Source organism: Pantoea sp. UYEF8 (assembly GCF_040546285.1).
Lineage (GTDB): Bacteria > Pseudomonadota > Gammaproteobacteria > Enterobacterales > Enterobacteriaceae > Pantoea > Pantoea brenneri.
Genome location: NZ_JBEPNM010000002.1, coordinates 532,679 through 549,897, shown reverse-complemented (window position 1 = coordinate 549,897; position 17,219 = coordinate 532,679). Strand labels below are relative to the sequence as shown.

Below are 17,219 nucleotides of genomic sequence, written 5' to 3'. Positions count from 1 at the left end.
CTCCATGAACCAAAAATATCTGCTTTATATGTACCTGCTGAAGGCGCGCACCTTTATTGCGCTGCTGATCGTGGTCAGTTTTTTCAGCGTGATGGTTCCCAACTTCCTGACCCCATCCAATCTGCTGATCATGACCCAGCACGTGGCGATTACCGGACTGCTGGCGATCGGCATGACGCTGGTGATCCTCACCGGCGGCATTGATCTGTCGGTGGGTGCGGTCGCCGGCATCTGCGGCATGGTGGCGGGCGCGCTGCTGACTAATGGCGTGCCGCTGTGTGGTGGCAATACCCTGTTCCTCAACGTGCCCGAAGTGATTCTGGTGGTGGCCATCTTTGGCGTGCTGGTGGGATTAATTAACGGCACGGTGATTACCCGGCTGGGCGTGGCACCGTTTATCTGTACCCTCGGCATGATGTATGTGGCGCGCGGTGCGGCGTTGCTGTTCAACGATGGCAGCACCTACGCCAACCTGGTCGGCCTGCCGGCACTCGGTAACACCGGCTTTGCGCTGCTCGGCTCCGGCTCGGTGCTGGGCGTCTATATCCCGATCTGGCTGATGATCGGCTTTCTGCTGCTCGGGCTCTATCTGACGCGTAAAACCCCGCTCGGTCGTTACATCTACGCGATTGGCGGTAATGAGTCAGCCGCACGGCTGGCGGGCGTGCCGATCATCAAAGTGAAAGTGTTTGTCTACGCCTTCTCCGGCCTGTGCGCGGGCCTGGTCGGGCTGGTGGTCGCTTCTCAGCTGCAAACGGCGCACCCGATGACCGGCAATATGTTTGAGATGGACGCGATTGGCGCCACGGTACTGGGTGGTACGGCACTGGCAGGCGGGCGCGGACGGGTTTCCGGTTCGATTATTGGCGCCTTCGTGATTGTCTTCCTGGCGGACGGCATGGTGATGATGGGCGTCAGCGATTTCTGGCAGATGGTGATTAAAGGGTTGGTAATTGTCACCGCAGTGGTGATTGACCAGTTCCAGCAACGTCTGCAAAGCAAAGTGGTGCTGTTACGTCGTCATGAAAAGAAGCTGCAGGCGGCACCGCTCTCTGACATCCGTCACAGTTAACAGGAGTGTTTATGACCCGCGATTTTAGTGGAAAAACAGTGGTGATCACCGGAGCCTGCCGAGGCATTGGTGCCGGTATTGCGGCCCGCTTTGCCCGCGACGGGGCGAGGCTGGTGATGGTGTCGAATGCCGATCGCGTCTTTGCCACCGCCGAACAGCTCCAGCAGCAGTTCGGCAGTGAAATTCTGGCGCTGCAGGTGGACGTCACCGATGAGGCCGCAGTGCAGCAGCTCTACCAGCAGGCCGCCGATCGCTTTGGTCAGATCGATGTGTCGATCCAGAATGCCGGGGTGATCACCATCGATCGCTTCGACAGCATGCCAAAAAGCGATTTCGACAAGGTGCTGGCGGTGAATACCACCGGCGTCTGGCTCTGCTGCCGTGAAGCGGCGAAGTATATGGTAAAGCAGCGCAGCGGCAGTCTGATTAACACCTCATCGGGTCAGGGACGGCAGGGTTTCATCTATACGCCGCACTACGCCGCCAGCAAAATGGGCGTGATTGGGATTACCCAGAGTCTGGCGCTGGAGCTGGCGCCGTGGCACATCACGGTCAACGCTTTTTGTCCCGGCATCATTGAGAGCGAAATGTGGGATTACAACGACCGAGTCTGGGGCGAAATCCTCAGTAACGATCAGAAAACCTACGGCAAAGGGGAATTGATGGCGGAGTGGGTGAATAACATTCCGTTGAAACGTGCCGGCCAGCCTGAAGACGTCGCCGGGCTGGTGGCCTTTCTGGCATCTGAGGATGCGCGCTACATCACCGGCCAGACTATCAATGTCGATGGCGGCTTAATTTTCTCCTGATACAGGGTTGTGATTCCCGGGCCTGCTGCGGCAGGCTTTTTTGTGTCAGAATTTTCTGGCATATGCACAATTTGTCACGTCTGTCCTGAATCGCTGTCACAATATGTTAAGGTAGAGGCGAGATATTTTTCATTCGCTCACGCTTAACCTTAATCCGAATGCCTGGTGACATGATACGAAAAACAGTGATTCTCTCTTTGATCGCGCCCGCGCTGCTGGTTACGCAGCCCGTCCGCGCGTTACAGACCGAAACACGGGTGTCAGAGACGCCATTCGACGACCCGGCGCGCTACCGTCAGTCGCTGGAGGCGCTTCCGACGCTGGGCAGCAGCGCGGAACAGGATGAAGAGTGGAGCCGGAAGCTGGCATCGGTTGCCAAAAGCATCGGTGAAGCCAGCAACAATGACAGCAACGCTTCCTTTGGTCAGCAGGCCGGGGTCTGGGCCTTTAATCATCTGCGTGACGAGGTCGCCAATCGGGTCGAGAGCGAAGGGCAGTCGCTGCTTTCGCCTTACGGTACGGCACAGCTCGATCTGATGGTGGACATGAACGGTAACTTTACCGGCACCGGCGGCGATCTGTTCAGTGCGCTGGCTGATGAGAACAGTATGCTCACCTTCAGCCAGCTCGGGTTGCACGATACCGGTGACGGCGTGGTCGGCAATGCCGGCCTGGGCCAGCGCTGGGATGCCGGTAACTGGCTGCTCGGCTACAACGGTTTTGTCGATCGGGTATTCAGCAGCGGCCTGCAGCGCGCTTCGCTCGGTACCGAAGCCTGGAGTGATAATCTGCGGCTCTCAGCCAACTACTACATGCCGCTGTCAGGCTGGAAAAATCTTGGTGATTCCCAGCAACAGCGCATGGCGCGCGGCTATGACATCACCAGTCAAACCTACCTGCCTTTCTATCGTCAGCTCGGCGTCTCGGTGAGCTACCAGCAATATCTGGGCGAAAACGTCGATCTGTTTAACAGCGGCAACCGCTACCATAATCCTTCGGCGATGTCGTTTGGCCTGTCGTATACCCCGGTGCCGCTGGTGACGCTGTCGGCGACCCATAAAACCAGCAGCGCCGGAGAGACGCAGGATCAGCTCGGGCTGAAGCTCAATTATCGCTTCGGCGTTGCTCTGCGTCGCCAGCTGGATGCCAGTAATGTCGATGAAGCGCGCTCGCTGCGCGGCAGCCGTTACGATATTGTCACCCGCAGCGATACGCCGGTGCTGTCGTTCCGCCAGCGCAAAACCCTGTCAGTCTTCCTGGCGACGCCGCCGTGGCAATTAAACGCCGGTGAGAGCCTGCCGCTGAAGCTTCAGGTCCGCGCCAGCAATCCGATCAAAGCGGTGAGCTGGCAGGGCGATACCCAGGCGCTGAGCCTGACGCCGCCGGCCAATAACGCCGATCCGCAGGGCTGGAGCGTGATTTTACCGCAGTGGGATGACTCACCGGGTGCCAGCAATGAATACCGGCTGTCGGTCACGCTGGAAGACAACAAGCAACAACGGGTAACATCAAACTGGATTACCCTGAAAATTCAGCCGCCGATGGCGATGGACGATCCTTCCGCGGATAATCGCTACGATCTTATGGCACCGATCGGCGCTTCCGGCGTCACGCTGTAGCGCGCAGCCCAATAAAAACGGCCCGACAATCACTGTCGGGCCGTTGCGTAACACAGCGGGATAATCAGAACTGGTAGATCAGGCCCAGCGCGGTAATGTCGTCGGTGGCCAGGCCGAGTGGATTGTTATCTTTCAGCAGGTTAATACGGTACTCACCGTAAACCGACATGTTCTTGTTGAAGTACCAGGTCGCGCCTACCGCGGTGTACTTAATGATGTCGGCGTCACCGATGTTCTCAATCTCTTTGCCTTTCGATGAAACATAGCCCAGCGACGGACGGAACCCATTCAGGAACTGATACTGCGCCACGGCTTCGAAGTTTTGCGCTTTGTTGGCAAAACCACCGCTGATCGGGGTGGCATTCAGGGTCTCACCGTACATCGCTGCCAGATAGACCTGACTGGCGTCATATTTGACCGAGGTCGCCCAGTGCTGAGCTTTCTCGCCTTCACCGCGTGCGGCGGCATTCTGTCTGTTGGTGCGATCGAGGCTGGCGAAGGCAGCGGCGAAGCTCAGACCAAAATCGAAATCATAGGAGGCGGAGAGGGCAAAGCCGTCGCCGTTAGAGCGCCGTACGCCATCGATGTCGCTGCTGCGCTCATTCTTACCCTGATACTGCGCAGCAAGGTTTAATCCCTCCACCAGACCAAAGAAATCACTGTTGCGCCAGGTCAGCACGCCCGTCGAGCGACCGGAAAGAAAAGCATCGGTGTAACCGGAATCGCCGCCGAAGAACGGCAGCATATCGGTGTAACCGAGTACGTCATACACCAGGCCATAGTTACGGCCATAATCCAGAGAACCTGCCTTGCCAAATTTCAGCCCAGCATAGCCCAGACGGGTACGGTTGCCGGTCTGAGCATCGCTGCCTTCAGAGTTGCGCAGGCTGTACTGATACTGCCAGAAACCGTAGCCGGTCAGTTGGTCAGTAATTTTGGTCTCGCCTTTAAAGCCGAAACGGGCATAGGACGAGGTGTCGCCATTGTTGTTGTTGTCGTCCGAAAACAGGTGAGACACGTTAATTTTGCCGACCAGGTCGAGCTTATTTCCGTCCTTGTTATAAATCTCTGCGGCCTGAGCAGAAGACAAGCCGATCAGTAACGGCACAGTAGCCGCCAGAAGCGTGCGCTTTATCATTTAATTATTACCCTGTATTCATTCATTATTATTCCCCTTTTTGGGGTGAAATGAAAATGACATAAAACGATAAAATCACAAAGTGTAATAAAAGTAACAAAATATTAATGATTACATTGGTATTCGAAAAAATGATGGCGATAGAATAATTTCAGCAGCGCTAATACTTTTTTCTTCTGACGGATTGAAATGTATTTTCAACATTAATTTCATTGAAAACAATAGATTGAATGTTTTTTTTATTGTTTTCTGAAGGCTGTTTTTTATACGGCTTATCAGTGGGCGTTTTCCATTATTAAAATAAGGAGTCTTATAAAAGGAATAAGCTGATAAAGGTTTTTGTCTGACCATTAGCCTGCTTAGTAATAGTTGCTTACATGCTGCGGAGTTATATTTTTGTCTGGTTAATATCGTAATTAATAAAGATGTCAATCTGATTAAATAATGTACATGGTGCTTAAAAAATAATCCTTAACTATCGCCGTTACGGTCAGCTTAGTGGTTATAAATGAAGATTAATTGTTAAAACAGACACCGCTGGCGGCAATCCACCCGGTGTGCAGCAGCCGCTTTTTGTGCACCGTGAAAAGGCGTAATGCGCTAAAACAGGGCAACGTCTGAACTTTTTTGGACAGATAATTTATCAGCGATCACAAAAGCGATATTTCCTGCCATAAATGCATAATTCTGCTGATTAAAACCCGGCGCTGGCGCTTCGATCAGACAATTATTCACTATATATGCAAAATAAGTGAATAGCCTCTCTACCTAAGTTATTGATAATCCGTTTGATGGCCGATTTTATGCATTAATCTCCTTGGCTGGCACGCTATCTGCACTCTACAGTAGGGCTGCTTCACAACATCCTTTAACAATTTTAAAACAAAAGCTTTACCCAGTCGGGGAAGCAGGAGAGCGGGTTATGTCACTGCAGGTTTCGCGTCACGATTTTGATCAATGGATGATGCCGGTTTATGCGCCCGCCGCATTTGTGCCGGTTCGCGCTGAAGGATCAACCGTCTGGGATCAAAACGGCAAGGATTACATTGATTTCGCCGGTGGCATTGCCGTCAATGCATTAGGGCATGCTCATCCGGCCTTACAGCAGGCGTTACAGGATCAGGCTGCGCGTTTATGGCATACCGGCAACGGTTATACCAACGAGCCTATTCTGCGTCTGGCTAAGCAGCTGATCGATGCCACCTTCGCTGACCGGGTGTTCTTCTGTAACTCCGGTGCCGAGGCGAATGAAGCCGCACTGAAACTGGCGCGTAAAGTCGCGCACGATCGCTTTGGTCCGGCCAAAAGCGGCATTGTCGCCTTTAATAACGCCTTCCACGGCCGCACCCTGTTTACCGTTTCCGCCGGAGGACAACCGGCCTATTCCAAAGATTTTGCCCCTTTGCCGCCTGACATTCAGCATGCGCCTTTCAACGATCTGGCCGCAGCAGCAGCGCTGATTAACGACAATACCTGTGCAGTGATTGTTGAACCGATTCAGGGTGAAGGGGGCGTGGTGCCTGCTGAACCGGCGTTCCTGCGCGGACTGCGTGAGCTGTGCGATAAGCATCATGCGGTACTGATTTTTGACGAAGTACAAAGCGGGGTCGGCCGCACCGGTTCGCTTTATGCCTACATGCACTATGGCGTGACGCCTGACGTGCTGACCAGCGCCAAAGCGCTCGGCGGCGGCTTCCCGATCGGGGCAATGCTGACGCGTGAAGATCTGGCCTTAGTGATGGGTGTCGGGACACACGGCACCACCTACGGCGGTAACCCGCTGGCCGGAGCCGTCGCCGGTAAAGTGATGGAGCTGATCAATCAACCGGCCCTGATGGCTGGCGTGACCGAGCGCCACCAGTGGATCGTCGCCGCGCTAGACGAGATTAACCAGCGGCTGCACCTGTTTAAACAGGTTCGCGGTCTGGGCCTGCTGATTGGTGCCGTGCTGAACGACGATTTTGCCGGCAAAGCGAAGCAGATCAATCTCGCCGCGGCAGAAATGGGAGTGATGGTGCTGATCGCCGGTGCCAACGTGGTGCGTTTCGCCCCAGCGCTCAATATCAGTGAGCAGGAAGTGAAGCTGGGCATGGCACGCTTCGCCGAGGTATGTGAGCGTCTGGTACGAGGGTCCGCATCATGATGGTAATCCGTCCGGTTGAACGCGATGATCTGAGCCAGCTGCTGGCGCTGGCAGGCAAAACCGGCGGCGGGCTGACCTCGCTGCCGGTTGATAGCGCCACGTTGCAGGCGCGTATCGATCGATCGCTGCAAACCTGGCAGGATACGCTGCCGCGCGCCGAGCAGGGCTATGTGTTTGTGCTGGCCGACAGTGAAGACAACCGCGCAGTCGGGATTTGCGCTATTGAAGTGGCGGTGGGCCTGCAGGACCCCTGGTATAACTTCCGGGTCGGTACTCAGGTGCACGCGTCAAAAGAGCTGAATGTTTATGCCGCGCTGCCCACGCTGTCGTTGAGTAATGACCATACCGGCAGCAGTGAGCTGTGTACGCTGTTCCTTGATCCGGACTACCGCGACGGTAAAAACGGCTATCTGCTGTCTAAATCGCGCTTTCTGTTTATGGCTAACTTCCGCGAGCGCTTTATGGATCGCGTGGTGGCAGAGATGCGCGGCGTCAGCGATGAGCATGGCCATTCGCCGTTCTGGGACAGCGTTGGCAGCCGTTTTTTCTCGATGGAATTCAGCAAAGCGGACTTCCTGAGCGGTACCGGTCAGAAATCGTTTATCGCCGAGTTGATGCCAAAACACCCGCTCTATATCCACTATCTGTCGCCAGAAGCGCAGGCAGTCATTGGCCAGGTGCATCCTAAAACCGCGCCGGCCCGTGCCGTGCTGGAGGCGGAAGGTTTTCGCTACCTCAACTATGTCGACATCTTTGATGGCGGTCCGACGCTGGAGTGCGACATTGATCGGATCCGTGCGGTACGCAAAAGCCGGCTGCGCTGCGCTGAATCGGGCGAAAACCGCCACGATGCGCCGCTGTGCCTGGTTGCCAACAACAATTATCGCCAGTTCCGCGTGGCGCTGATCCCGGCCGAGGCTGACAGCGACTGTGTGCACCTGACAGATGAACAGATGCGGGCGTTACATTGCCAGCCGGGCGATAGCCTGCGCGTGGTGCCGCTCTGCAGCGAGGAGAAAAAAGCATGACCCACCTGATTAATGGAAACTGGCTGAGCGGCGAGGCTGAATCTCTGGTCAAATCTGACCCGGTAAGCGGTGAAACCCTGTGGCAGGGCCAGGCCGCCTCGCCGGCACAGGTCAGTGCCGCCTGTGAAGCGGCGCGCGCCGCGTTTCCCGGCTGGGCAAAGCGGCCGTTTGCCGAGCGTCAGGCGACGGTAGAAAAATTTGCCGCGCAGCTGGAGGCCCACAAAGCTGAGCTGGCGGAAACCATTGCCCGTGAAACCGGAAAACCGCGCTGGGAAGCGCTGACTGAAGTCGGCGCGATGATTAATAAAATCGCTATCTCGATTAAGGCCTATCACAGCCGGACGGGTGAACAGTCGGAAGGTGAGAGCAGCCTGCGTCACCGTCCTCACGGCGTGCTGGCGGTGTTTGGTCCCTACAATTTCCCCGGACATCTGCCGAACGGTCATATCGTTCCGGCGCTGCTGGCCGGTAACTGCGTAGTGTTCAAACCCAGCGAGCTGACGCCGCTGACGGCTGAGAAAACCGTGCAGCTCTGGCTGGCGGCTGGTCTGCCCACCGGTGTGCTGGCGCTGCTGCAAGGCGGTCGGGAAACCGGTCAGGCGCTGGCTGCGGATAGCCAGATCGATGGCCTGCTGTTTACCGGCAGCGCGCATACCGGTTATCAGCTGCACCGTCAGTTTGCCGGCCAGCCAGAGAAAATGCTGGCGCTGGAGATGGGCGGTAACAATGCGCTGATAGTTGAAGATCCGGCTGATATTGACGCCGCGGTTCACATTGCGCTGCAGTCGGCGTTTATCACTGCCGGTCAGCGCTGCACCTGTGCGCGTCGGCTGCTGGTGAAACGCGGCGCGGCAGGCGATGCTTTTTTACAGCGGCTGGTGGAAGTGGCCGGTCGTTTGCAGCCGGGCCGCTGGAACGCAGAGCCGCAGCCGTTTATGGGCAGCGTGATTTCGACCGCAGCGGCAGAAAAAATTTATGGCGAATGGCAGCAGCGGGTCGCGGCGGGCGGCAAAGTGCTGCTGGCGATGCGCTGGCCGGATCGCCACAGCGCACTGCTGACGCCGGGCATTATTGAACTGACCGGCGTCGAAGATGTAGCGGATGAAGAGGTGTTTGGTCCATTGCTCGGGGTGATTCGCTATGACCATTACGATGATGCGATTGCGCTGGCCAACCAGACGCGCTACGGCCTGTCGTGCGGCTTGATTTCACCGTCGCGTCAGCAGTTTGATCAGCTGTTGCTTGAGGCACGCGCCGGCATCGTAAACTGGAATAAACCGTTGACCGGGGCGGCCAGTACCGCGCCGTTTGGCGGTATTGGAGCATCGGGCAACCACCGGGCCAGCGCCTGGTACGCCGCCGACTACTGTGCCTGGCCGATGGCCTCGCTGGAGACGCCGGATCTGACGCTGCCTGCCACGCTATCGCCGGGGCTTGATTTCGCCTGCGGGGAGACGGCCAAATGAAGGCAACAGAAGCGAACTTTGATGGGCTGGTGGGTTTAACTCACCATTATGCCGGTCTGTCGTTTGGTAATGAGGCCTCGACGCGTAATCAGCTGCAGCCGTCGAATCCCCGTCTGGCGGCGAAGCAGGGCCTGCTGAAGATGAAGGCGCTGGCGGATATGGGCTATCTGCAGGGTGTCATTCCTCCCCATGAGCGGCCAAATATTGCGGCACTGCGTCAGTTAGGCTTCAGCGGCAGCGATGAGCAGATGCTGGCCCGCGCCGGTAAAACCGCACCGGGTTTACTCTCGGCCGCCAGTTCCGCTTCGGCGATGTGGGTAGCAAATGCTGCCACGGTTTCGCCGTCGGCTGACAGTGGTGATGGCCGGGTCCATCTGACCGTCGCTAACCTCAACAACAAGTTTCATCGGGCGATGGAAGCGCCGGAGACCGCGTTACTGCTGCGCGCCATTTTCCGCGATAGCCACCATTTTACGGTGCATGATGCTTTGCCGCAGGTCGCGATGTTTGGCGATGAAGGCGCGGCCAACCATAACCGGTTTGGCGGAGATTATGGTGAGCGCGGCGTGCAGCTTTTTGTTTATGGTCGCGACAGCAGCCACGAAGGGATGGCGCCGCAGCGTTATCCGGCCCGCCAGACGCGCGAAGCCAGTGAAGCGGTGGCGCGATTGCATCAGCTCTCACCCGATCATCTGCTGTTTGCCCAGCAAAACCCGGCGGTTATCGATCAGGGCGTGTTTCATAATGATGTGATTGCCGTCAGCAATCAGCAGATGCTGTTCTGTCATCAGCACGCCTTTGTCGATCAGCCTGCGTTACTGGCCGAGCTACAGGCGCGGGTAGCGGGATTTGTGGCGCTGGAAGTACCGGAAAATCGGGTATCAGTGAAGGATGCGGTTAACACCTATCTGTTCAACAGCCAGCTGCTGAGCCAGCCCGACGGTAGCATGCTGCTGGTGCTGCCAGAAGAGTCACGTCAGCACGCGGGCGTCTGGGATTATCTGTGCGAACAGGTGGAAAGCGGCGGTCCGCTGAAGGCATTGAAGGTGTTTGATCTGCGTGAAAGCATGTATAACGGAGGCGGTCCGGCCTGCCTGCGCTTGCGGGTGGTGCTGACGCCACAGGAGCAGCAGGCGGTCAATCCGGCGGTGATGATGAACGATCGGCTATTCGCCACGCTTAACCAGTGGGTTGATCGTCACTATCGCGATCGCCTGACTCAGGCCGATCTGGTCGATCCTCAGCTGCTGCGCGAAGGACGTGACGCGCTGGATGAATTGACGAAGCTGCTAGACTTAGGAAATGTGTACGCATTTCAGCAGTGAAGGGCGCGGCAGCAGAGGCTGCCGCTCGCTTCAGGCCAAAAGGAGGAACGATGCAGGACTTTTTACAGCAAACGCTGTCCGGCGAGGCGCCGCGTAAGCGTAGTGGTGAAACGGCGCATCTTCGCTGGCAATGGTTATATCACGGCATTCTGTTAATGGAACCGACAGTGCAGGTCAAACAGGCGCTGGTGCTGTCCGCGGGCGTTCATGGCAATGAAACCGCGCCGGTCGAAATACTCAATCAGGTGATCACGCCGCTGTTACGCGGTGAGAAGCCGCTACAGCAGCGGATGCTGGTGATCCTCGGGAATCCCTCTGCGCTGCGTACCGGCAAGCGTTACATCCGCTATGACATTAACCGGCTGTTTGGTGGACGCTGGCAGCAGATTGATGACGGCGATGAAGCCCGTCGCGTGCTGCGGCTCGAACAGACGCTGGAAACCTTCTGGCAGGTCGGTGAGTGTGATGAGACGCGCTGGCACCTCGATATGCACACCGCGATTCGCGGCTCTTATCACCCTCGATTCGGCGTGATGCCGCACAATGAACGTCCGTGGCCGCCAGAGTTTCTTCACTGGCTGGCGGCGGCCGGACTGGAGGCACTGGTGTTCCACCGTTCGCCCGGCGGCACCTTTACCCATTTCAGCTGTGAACATTTTGGCGCGGCCAGTTGCACGCTGGAGTTAGGGAAAGCGTTGCCGTTCGGCGCTAACGATCTCAGCCAGTTTAGCGCTACGCAACAGGCGCTGGCGGCGCTGCTGTACGGCGATACGCTGCCGCAGCCGCTGGCACCCCCGCGTCACTATCGGGTGGCGCAGCAGATTACCCGGCTGAGTGAAAACTTTCAGCTACACATGTCACCGGAAACGCTGAACTTCACCGCGTTTCCACAGGGCACGCTGCTGGCGGAGGACGGCGAGACCCGTTATTACGTCCAGCAGGCGCGTGAGTATGTGCTGTTCCCTAACCCCAATGTGGCTGCCGGGCTGCGTGCCGGATTGATGCTGATTGAAGAGGGCGAACAGACCCAGGCGCTGCCGATCTGACGTGGTTCTTCACCATCCAGCAATAAGCGGGAGTTTTGCTTCCGCTTTTTTGACTTAACCCTTACACTCTCCGCACACCTCTCCATGATTTCTGCCAGATTCGCTTTAAATTCATAAACTTTTGCAATTCCTCACGCCTTTCTTCGCATTCTCTTCATGATTGCCGAATTTTTGTCTTTTATGCTTTCACGGCTTTACTCAGCCTCTGAGTAGTTGACGTTCGGCGTCGTATGCTTGTTTCCGAAGACGCGACAGAGTGCTGTCGTCATAATCCCGAATCAATAAGGACACTATTATGCGCAAACTGACTTCCCTGTTACTGGCTTCTTCACTGGCATTTGGCGCGGCCAGCGCTGTTCACGCCGCCGCTGATAACCTGACTCCACCGCCAGCCGGCAGTGAAAAAGCAATGCATAAGCCGCCAATGCGTCACGGCATGGAGATGATGTTTAAAGGTCTGAACCTGACCGACGCGCAAAAAAACCAGATGCGCGACATCATGAAAGAGAGCCACAAAGATATGAAGCGTCCGTCGCTGGAAGAGCGCCGTGCGATGCACAGCATCGTTGCCGCTGACAGCTTCGACCAGAGCAAAGCGGAGGCTCAGGCGGAAAAAATGACCGCCAATGCGAAAGAGCATGCGCTGAAGATGCTGGAAACCCAGAACAAACTGTACAACGTGCTGACGCCAGAGCAGAAGAAGCAATATAACGCCAACTTCGAAAAGCGTCTGACGGAGAAACGTCCGCACGATGACAAAATGGCACCGCCAGCCGCACCCGCTGAATAATTTTCGTTAAGCGAACGGTCTGAGACCGCCGGCCTTGTCCACTGACAGTGAGTGGACAGCGTCGGCGGTTTTTTTTGATCAGAGCGGCTGAATAGGGTAATCGCCTGACAGAATAGGGCGGCAGAGGATCTTGTAGCCATCATGATCGAAGCCGCCTTTAGTACGCTTCAACTTCTTCGCCTCCTCCATACTGCTGACCGATCCCAGATAAAACCAGTGATCGATGACGTGGATTTGGGTCATATGTTTACCTTCTTCAACCAGCCCGACCGCACCCTGCCACGGCCAGCAAAACACCCGCACATTTTCCAGCGCTTCCAGTAACCGATCCTGATGATCGCTGACCGGCTCCTTGCCGCAGCAGGCACCGGCACAGCGGCGCAGCGCGGAACGGAAGCAGCCGCGCTGAGCGCTGAGCGCTTCCAGCCCCAGCAGGCCGTGGCAGAGTTGATACTCATCGGCCAGCTGTTTCAGCCGTTCCAGCGCGGCAAAGCGGCTGCGATAGAGGCCAAACAGGTTGGGTGACTGGCTGAAGTCGAGATCTTTGGCGTAAACCACCTGCGGTTTACCGTCGGTGATCTGCAACGAGCAGAGCTGACGATTCTTACGCAGGCGCTTGTTAAACAGCGGCTGTTGCGTTTTGATCATCTGCGCTTCCAGCAGCAGCGCGCCGAGATCGCCTGCGGTCGGGATCCAGCTGACGCGCCGCGACTGGCGCAGCATTTTTGCCTCATCCGCGGTGCGGAAATGGGACATCACTCGCGAGCGCAGATTGACGCTTTTGCCAATGTAGAGCGGCAGCGAATCACTTTCGCCGTGGAAGGTGTAAACGCCGGGCTGATTGGGCAGGCCTTCCAGCCACTCACGCAGGTGTTCGGGATATTGATAAATTGCAGCCGCGTCGAACTCGAGGCGGGGCGTTGCAGCACGTCTGACCAAGATGGACTCCATTTACTGGTTGTCCATACAGCATAACAGGCAGGTGAAATGATCGCCAGCCGTCTGCTCAGAGACGCCGCGTCGCCAGCCAGCAGATAAGGGAACCGAGGGTGATCATCGCGACTCCTTGCCAGAATGCCAGCGGCGGCGTCAGGCCCAGCCATAACGAAGCCAGCAGTGCGGACAAAACCGGCGTGAAGTAGGAGGCGGTCGCTAGCAGCGTCAGATTGCCGTGTTGAATGCCGTGGTTCCACGCTGAATAGGCAATGGCGGTCGACGCCCCGATAAATAACACTTGCAGCAGCGGCGCCAGGCTAAACGTCATCGGTGCCGCTGGCGCGCTCAGTAAGTATTTAAGCCACAGTGCCATCGCGGTCAGGATAAAAAACAGCGTTACCCCATTCGCCCCTCTGGCGTAGCGACGGGTGACATTATTGTAGAGTGCCCAGGTGACGGCGGCGATAAAGGCCAGCGAATAGGCGGTGGGGTTACGCAACAGGTTCTGCCACATCAGGCCGGGTGAACCGCCGCCGTTGGCTTTCATCACCCAGAAAATGCCCAGCAGAGAGAGCGCCAGTCCCGGCCACAGCCACAGGCGAAAACGCTGCTGGTTAAATGGGATCGCCAGCACCACGGTGAGACAGGGCCAGAGATAGTTAATCATCCCCAGCTCCAGCGACTGGCTGCGATCGCTGGCCAGCCCAATTGCCAGCGCCAGACAGATTTCATAGCCGACAAACAGCGCGCCCCCGATAGCTAAATAGGCGGCGGGGATCGCACCCGGTTTTGGCAGACCGCGGGTAACACACAGCAGCAGGGCGGTGGTGGTATAGATCAGTGCAGCGCCGCCGGTGGGGCCAAAGGCTTCGCTGATGCTGCGCAGCAGGCCAACGGTGGTACTCCAGAGCAGAATGGCAGTCAGACCGATCAGGGTGGCGCGTGGGACAGGAGCAGGCATGTCACTCTCAACCGGGTAAGGCGCTAAAGCCTCCCTTGCCGCAGCAAGGGAGGAGCGGGATTACTTCCAGAAATCGTCGAAAACGGTAATCGGTGGGCGACGTTTGTGCTCGGTTTTCAGATACCAGCCTTCAATGATTTTTGCGTTATCAGGATCGATGGTTTTGCCTTCCAGATAGTCATCAATCATCTCGTAGGTCACGCCCAGCGCCACTTCATCCTGCAGGCCGGGACGATCGTCTTCGAGGTCGGCCGTCGGTTTCTTCAGGTAGAGATGTTCCGGACAGCCAAGCTGTTTCAGCAGCTGTTTGCCCTGGCGTTTGTTGAGGCGGAACAGCGGATTAATGTCGGTGCCGCCATCGCCATACTTGGTGAAGAAGCCGGTGACCGCTTCAGCCGCATGGTCGGTACCGACCACCACGCCTTTGGTCATGCCTGCGATACTGTACTGCGCTTTCATTCGCTCACGCGCTTTTTCATTGCCGCGCACGAAGTCAGACAGCGTAATGCCGGCCGCCTGCAGCGCCCGCTCACTGGCGAGCACCGACTCTTTGATGTTCACCACCAGCGACCGATCGGGCTGAATGAACGCCAGCGCGTCCTGACAATCCTGCTCATCGGCTTGCACGCCATAAGGCAGGCGCACCGCGATAAAGGTGTAGTCGTTATCGCCGCTCTCCTGGCGCAGTTCGCTGATTGCCAGCTGCGCCAGTTTACCCGCCAGGGTAGAGTCCTGGCCGCCGCTGATCCCCAGCACCAGCGTCTTAAGACCGCTGTGCCGCTTCAGGTAGGACTTAAGAAAATCGACGCTAACGCGCACTTCGTGATCGGCGTCGATAGTGGGCTTAACGCCCAGTGCTTCAATGATTTCCTGCTGCAGTGACATGAACTTCTCCTCAGGTCAGTGGCCCGTCGGCTCGATGCGAACGTTTTATTAAAGCTAACGTGCCTCAGCGAAAACAACAAGCCAAAGCGGCAGCCGATTGCAGTTAACCGTTGCGAAATCAGACAGTTTTCACCTGCGGCAGCGGTTTTTTTGCCAGCAGCAGGAACATCAGGATCGCCAGCATAAAGCAGCCAAAAATGGTGGCGGTCATGCTCAGCACTGAGGTGCCGCCAATACCGGTAATCGGCACGGTGAGGGCGCCCAGTGTGAACATGGTGACGCCAATCACTGCTGAGGCGCTACCGGCGCGATGGCCCTGGCTCTGCATCGCCAGTGATGAAGCGGTGGTCGCAATGACCCCGTTACTGGCAATGGTAAAGAACAGCGCCACCAGCAGCAGCGGTAAAAGCGCCTGCGTCAGTGCGGCCAGTAGCAGCAGGCTGGAGGCAACAAAGGCCAGCGTCAGCCCGCCTTTCAGTACCCGATATTCTCCCCACAGCGGGCAGAGACGGGCGCTGGTCTGGGACGCGATCACCAGTCCGACACCGTTAGCCGCAAAGCAGAAGCTAAATGCCTGCGGTGACAGACCGTACAGCTGTTGCAACACGAACGGCGATGCGCCGATATAGGCGAACATGCCGGACATCATAAAGCCCTGGGTCAGGCAGAAGCCCATAAAAGGACGATGGGTAATTACCTGGCCCAGCGCGGCGTAGGCGGAGAAAATCGAGCCTTTACTGCGGCGCGCATCGGGCAGGGTTTCATGCAGCTTCCAGCGCGCCAGTAAAATCAGCAGTACCGCAATGCAGGCGAGCACCACAAAAATGCCACGCCAGTTAAGCACCGTCATCAGCACGCCGCCGAGTACCGGAGCGGCAATCGGTGCCAGACCGTTTACCAGCATCAGCAGGGCGAAGAAGCGGGTCAGCTCGTGACCGCTATACATGTCACGAGCGATGGCGCGTGATAACACCGCGCCGCCCGCGCCGGCCAAACCTTCAAACAGGCGAGCCAGCAGCAACTGATGAATATCCTGCGCCAGCGCACAGCCGATCGAAGCGATAAACAGCAGTACCAGTGACAAAGCCAGCGGTCGCAGACGACCAAATTTGTCGCTCATCGGACCGAAGACTAACTGGCCGGCACCCAGGCCGAGTAGTCCGGCGGTCAGGCTAAGCTGCGCCGTGGCGGTTTCGGTGTGCAGGTCCCGGGCCAGCTGAGGCAGCGCGGGCAGGTAAAGGTCGATACAGAGCGGGCCGAGTGCGGCCAGCAGGCCCAGCGTGATGGCATAAACCAGCCGGTTGGAGTGTGCAGGTGTCATTTATCCTCAGTATCTGAAGCGATGGGTGAATGAAAGGCGGACAACGCATTAGCGGGCGGTTACTGATGCCGGCGTCATCCCGTGAGCCGCCGGTGAGGGCAACCCGCGCCCCGGCGACGCTTTTATGCTGGCTAAGGGGACCTGTTTTTTGCCGCAGATTATACGTGCCCGTTGACAGCAAAACAGCCTTCTTTACGAAATCCTGACGGTTGTCAGCGCATTAAAAGTTCGCCATAAACTTGATAAACCTGAATTTATGTTCCAGGCTTGTCTGCACATGGACAATAAATGAGGAACAACAAGATGAATAAAGTGATGGGATGTATCGCTGCGGCGCTGACGCTGGCTGCCCTGTCTGGTTGTACGACTTACGATCGCGCTGAAAGCTATGTGACTAAGCCGGTGGTAAAGGATGTTAAAAAAGGCATGACCCGTGACCAGGTTCGTCAGATCGCTGGCACACCGTCTACTGAAATCACCATGGTTCACGCGCGTGGCACCTGCCAGACGTATGTACTGGGCCAGCGTGACGGCAAAGCGCAGACCTATTTCGTGAGCTATAACGATACCGGTCGCGTAATGAACTACGGCTTCCAGAGCTGTGCGGAATACGATACCGATCCGCAGGTTCAGCAGTAAGTCATTCGCTGCAAAGCCCCGATTGAATAATAAACGGCCCG

At 56.9% G+C, this 17,219-nt stretch carries 15 protein-coding genes; 10 read left to right on the top strand and 5 right to left on the bottom strand.

Annotation, left to right across the window (positions count from 1 at the left end; all coding sequences use genetic code 11):
• The first annotated feature begins 4 nt into the window (after positions 1–4).
• From ABIB18_RS06120 to ABIB18_RS06110, 3 genes are all read left to right on the top strand, one after another.
• Positions 5–1,072 carry an ABC transporter permease gene (locus ABIB18_RS06120; protein WP_354473818.1) on the top strand — a complete coding sequence of 356 codons (1,068 nt, stop codon included), beginning with the start codon at positions 5–7 and terminating at the stop codon, positions 1,070–1,072.
• Positions 1,073–1,083: 11 nt separating this feature from the next.
• Positions 1,084–1,881, top strand: coding sequence for a glucose 1-dehydrogenase (locus ABIB18_RS06115; protein ID WP_031375673.1), 798 nt, complete (start codon positions 1,084–1,086; stop codon positions 1,879–1,881).
• A 170-nt stretch (positions 1,882–2,051) separates the two neighbouring features.
• The gene (locus ABIB18_RS06110; protein ID WP_354473817.1) at positions 2,052–3,500 is read left to right on the top strand and encodes a YchO/YchP family invasin; all 1,449 of its coding nucleotides are present in this window, start codon (positions 2,052–2,054) and stop codon (positions 3,498–3,500) included.
• Between the two features lie 64 nt (positions 3,501–3,564).
• On the opposite strand, the gene ABIB18_RS06105 is transcribed toward ABIB18_RS06110, so the two are convergent.
• A complete protein-coding gene (locus ABIB18_RS06105; RefSeq protein WP_031375675.1) occupies positions 3,565–4,638 on the bottom strand; it encodes a porin in 1,074 nt (357 codons plus the stop codon).
• A 922-nt stretch (positions 4,639–5,560) separates the two neighbouring features.
• Between ABIB18_RS06105 and ABIB18_RS06100 the strand changes: the two genes are divergently transcribed.
• From ABIB18_RS06100 to spy, 6 genes are all read left to right on the top strand, one after another.
• On the top strand, positions 5,561–6,781 hold the full coding sequence (locus ABIB18_RS06100) for an aspartate aminotransferase family protein (RefSeq protein WP_046288369.1): 1,221 nt from the start codon (positions 5,561–5,563) through the stop codon (positions 6,779–6,781).
• The gene (gene astA / locus ABIB18_RS06095; protein WP_069728212.1) at positions 6,778–7,809 is read left to right on the top strand and encodes an arginine N-succinyltransferase; all 1,032 of its coding nucleotides are present in this window, start codon (positions 6,778–6,780) and stop codon (positions 7,807–7,809) included. Before ABIB18_RS06100 ends, astA begins: the two co-directional genes overlap by 4 nt.
• Positions 7,806–9,275 carry a succinylglutamate-semialdehyde dehydrogenase gene (gene astD, locus ABIB18_RS06090; protein ID WP_179420088.1) on the top strand — a complete coding sequence of 490 codons (1,470 nt, stop codon included), beginning with the start codon at positions 7,806–7,808 and terminating at the stop codon, positions 9,273–9,275. Before astA ends, astD begins: the two co-directional genes overlap by 4 nt.
• The gene (gene astB, locus ABIB18_RS06085; protein ID WP_354473814.1) at positions 9,272–10,600 is read left to right on the top strand and encodes an N-succinylarginine dihydrolase; all 1,329 of its coding nucleotides are present in this window, start codon (positions 9,272–9,274) and stop codon (positions 10,598–10,600) included. Before astD ends, astB begins: the two co-directional genes overlap by 4 nt.
• 50 nt (positions 10,601–10,650) lie before the next feature.
• Entirely contained in the window at positions 10,651–11,646 is a 996-nt protein-coding gene (gene astE / locus ABIB18_RS06080; RefSeq protein ID WP_089561238.1) for a succinylglutamate desuccinylase, read from the top strand.
• Between the two features lie 295 nt (positions 11,647–11,941).
• Entirely contained in the window at positions 11,942–12,436 is a 495-nt protein-coding gene (gene spy, locus ABIB18_RS06075) for an ATP-independent periplasmic protein-refolding chaperone Spy (protein ID WP_094106258.1), read from the top strand.
• A gap of 78 nt (positions 12,437–12,514) precedes the next feature.
• On the opposite strand, the gene cho is transcribed toward spy, so the two are convergent.
• The 4 genes from cho to ABIB18_RS06055 form a co-directional block, all read right to left on the bottom strand.
• Positions 12,515–13,375 (bottom strand): excinuclease Cho, encoded by an 861-nt coding sequence (gene cho / locus ABIB18_RS06070; RefSeq protein WP_354473812.1) that lies wholly within the window; start codon positions 13,373–13,375, stop codon positions 12,515–12,517.
• Positions 13,376–13,442: 67 nt separating this feature from the next.
• Complete coding sequence (gene yddG / locus ABIB18_RS06065; RefSeq protein WP_354473811.1) at positions 13,443–14,333, bottom strand: aromatic amino acid DMT transporter YddG; 891 nt, start codon at positions 14,331–14,333, stop codon at positions 13,443–13,445.
• 60 nt (positions 14,334–14,393) lie between these two features.
• Positions 14,394–15,218, bottom strand: a complete 825-nt coding sequence (nadE, locus tag ABIB18_RS06060; RefSeq protein WP_031375681.1) for an NAD(+) synthase — start codon at positions 15,216–15,218, stop codon at positions 14,394–14,396.
• Between the two features lie 118 nt (positions 15,219–15,336).
• Positions 15,337–16,539, bottom strand: coding sequence for a multidrug effflux MFS transporter (locus ABIB18_RS06055; protein WP_354473809.1), 1,203 nt, complete (start codon positions 16,537–16,539; stop codon positions 15,337–15,339).
• A gap of 303 nt (positions 16,540–16,842) precedes the next feature.
• Here ABIB18_RS06055 and osmE point away from each other — a divergent pair, with 303 nt between their 5' ends.
• Positions 16,843–17,178: an osmotically-inducible lipoprotein OsmE gene (osmE, locus tag ABIB18_RS06050; RefSeq protein ID WP_010245718.1), complete on the top strand. Its 336-nt coding sequence runs from the start codon at positions 16,843–16,845 to the stop codon at positions 17,176–17,178.
• The last annotated feature ends 41 nt before the right edge of the window (positions 17,179–17,219 follow it).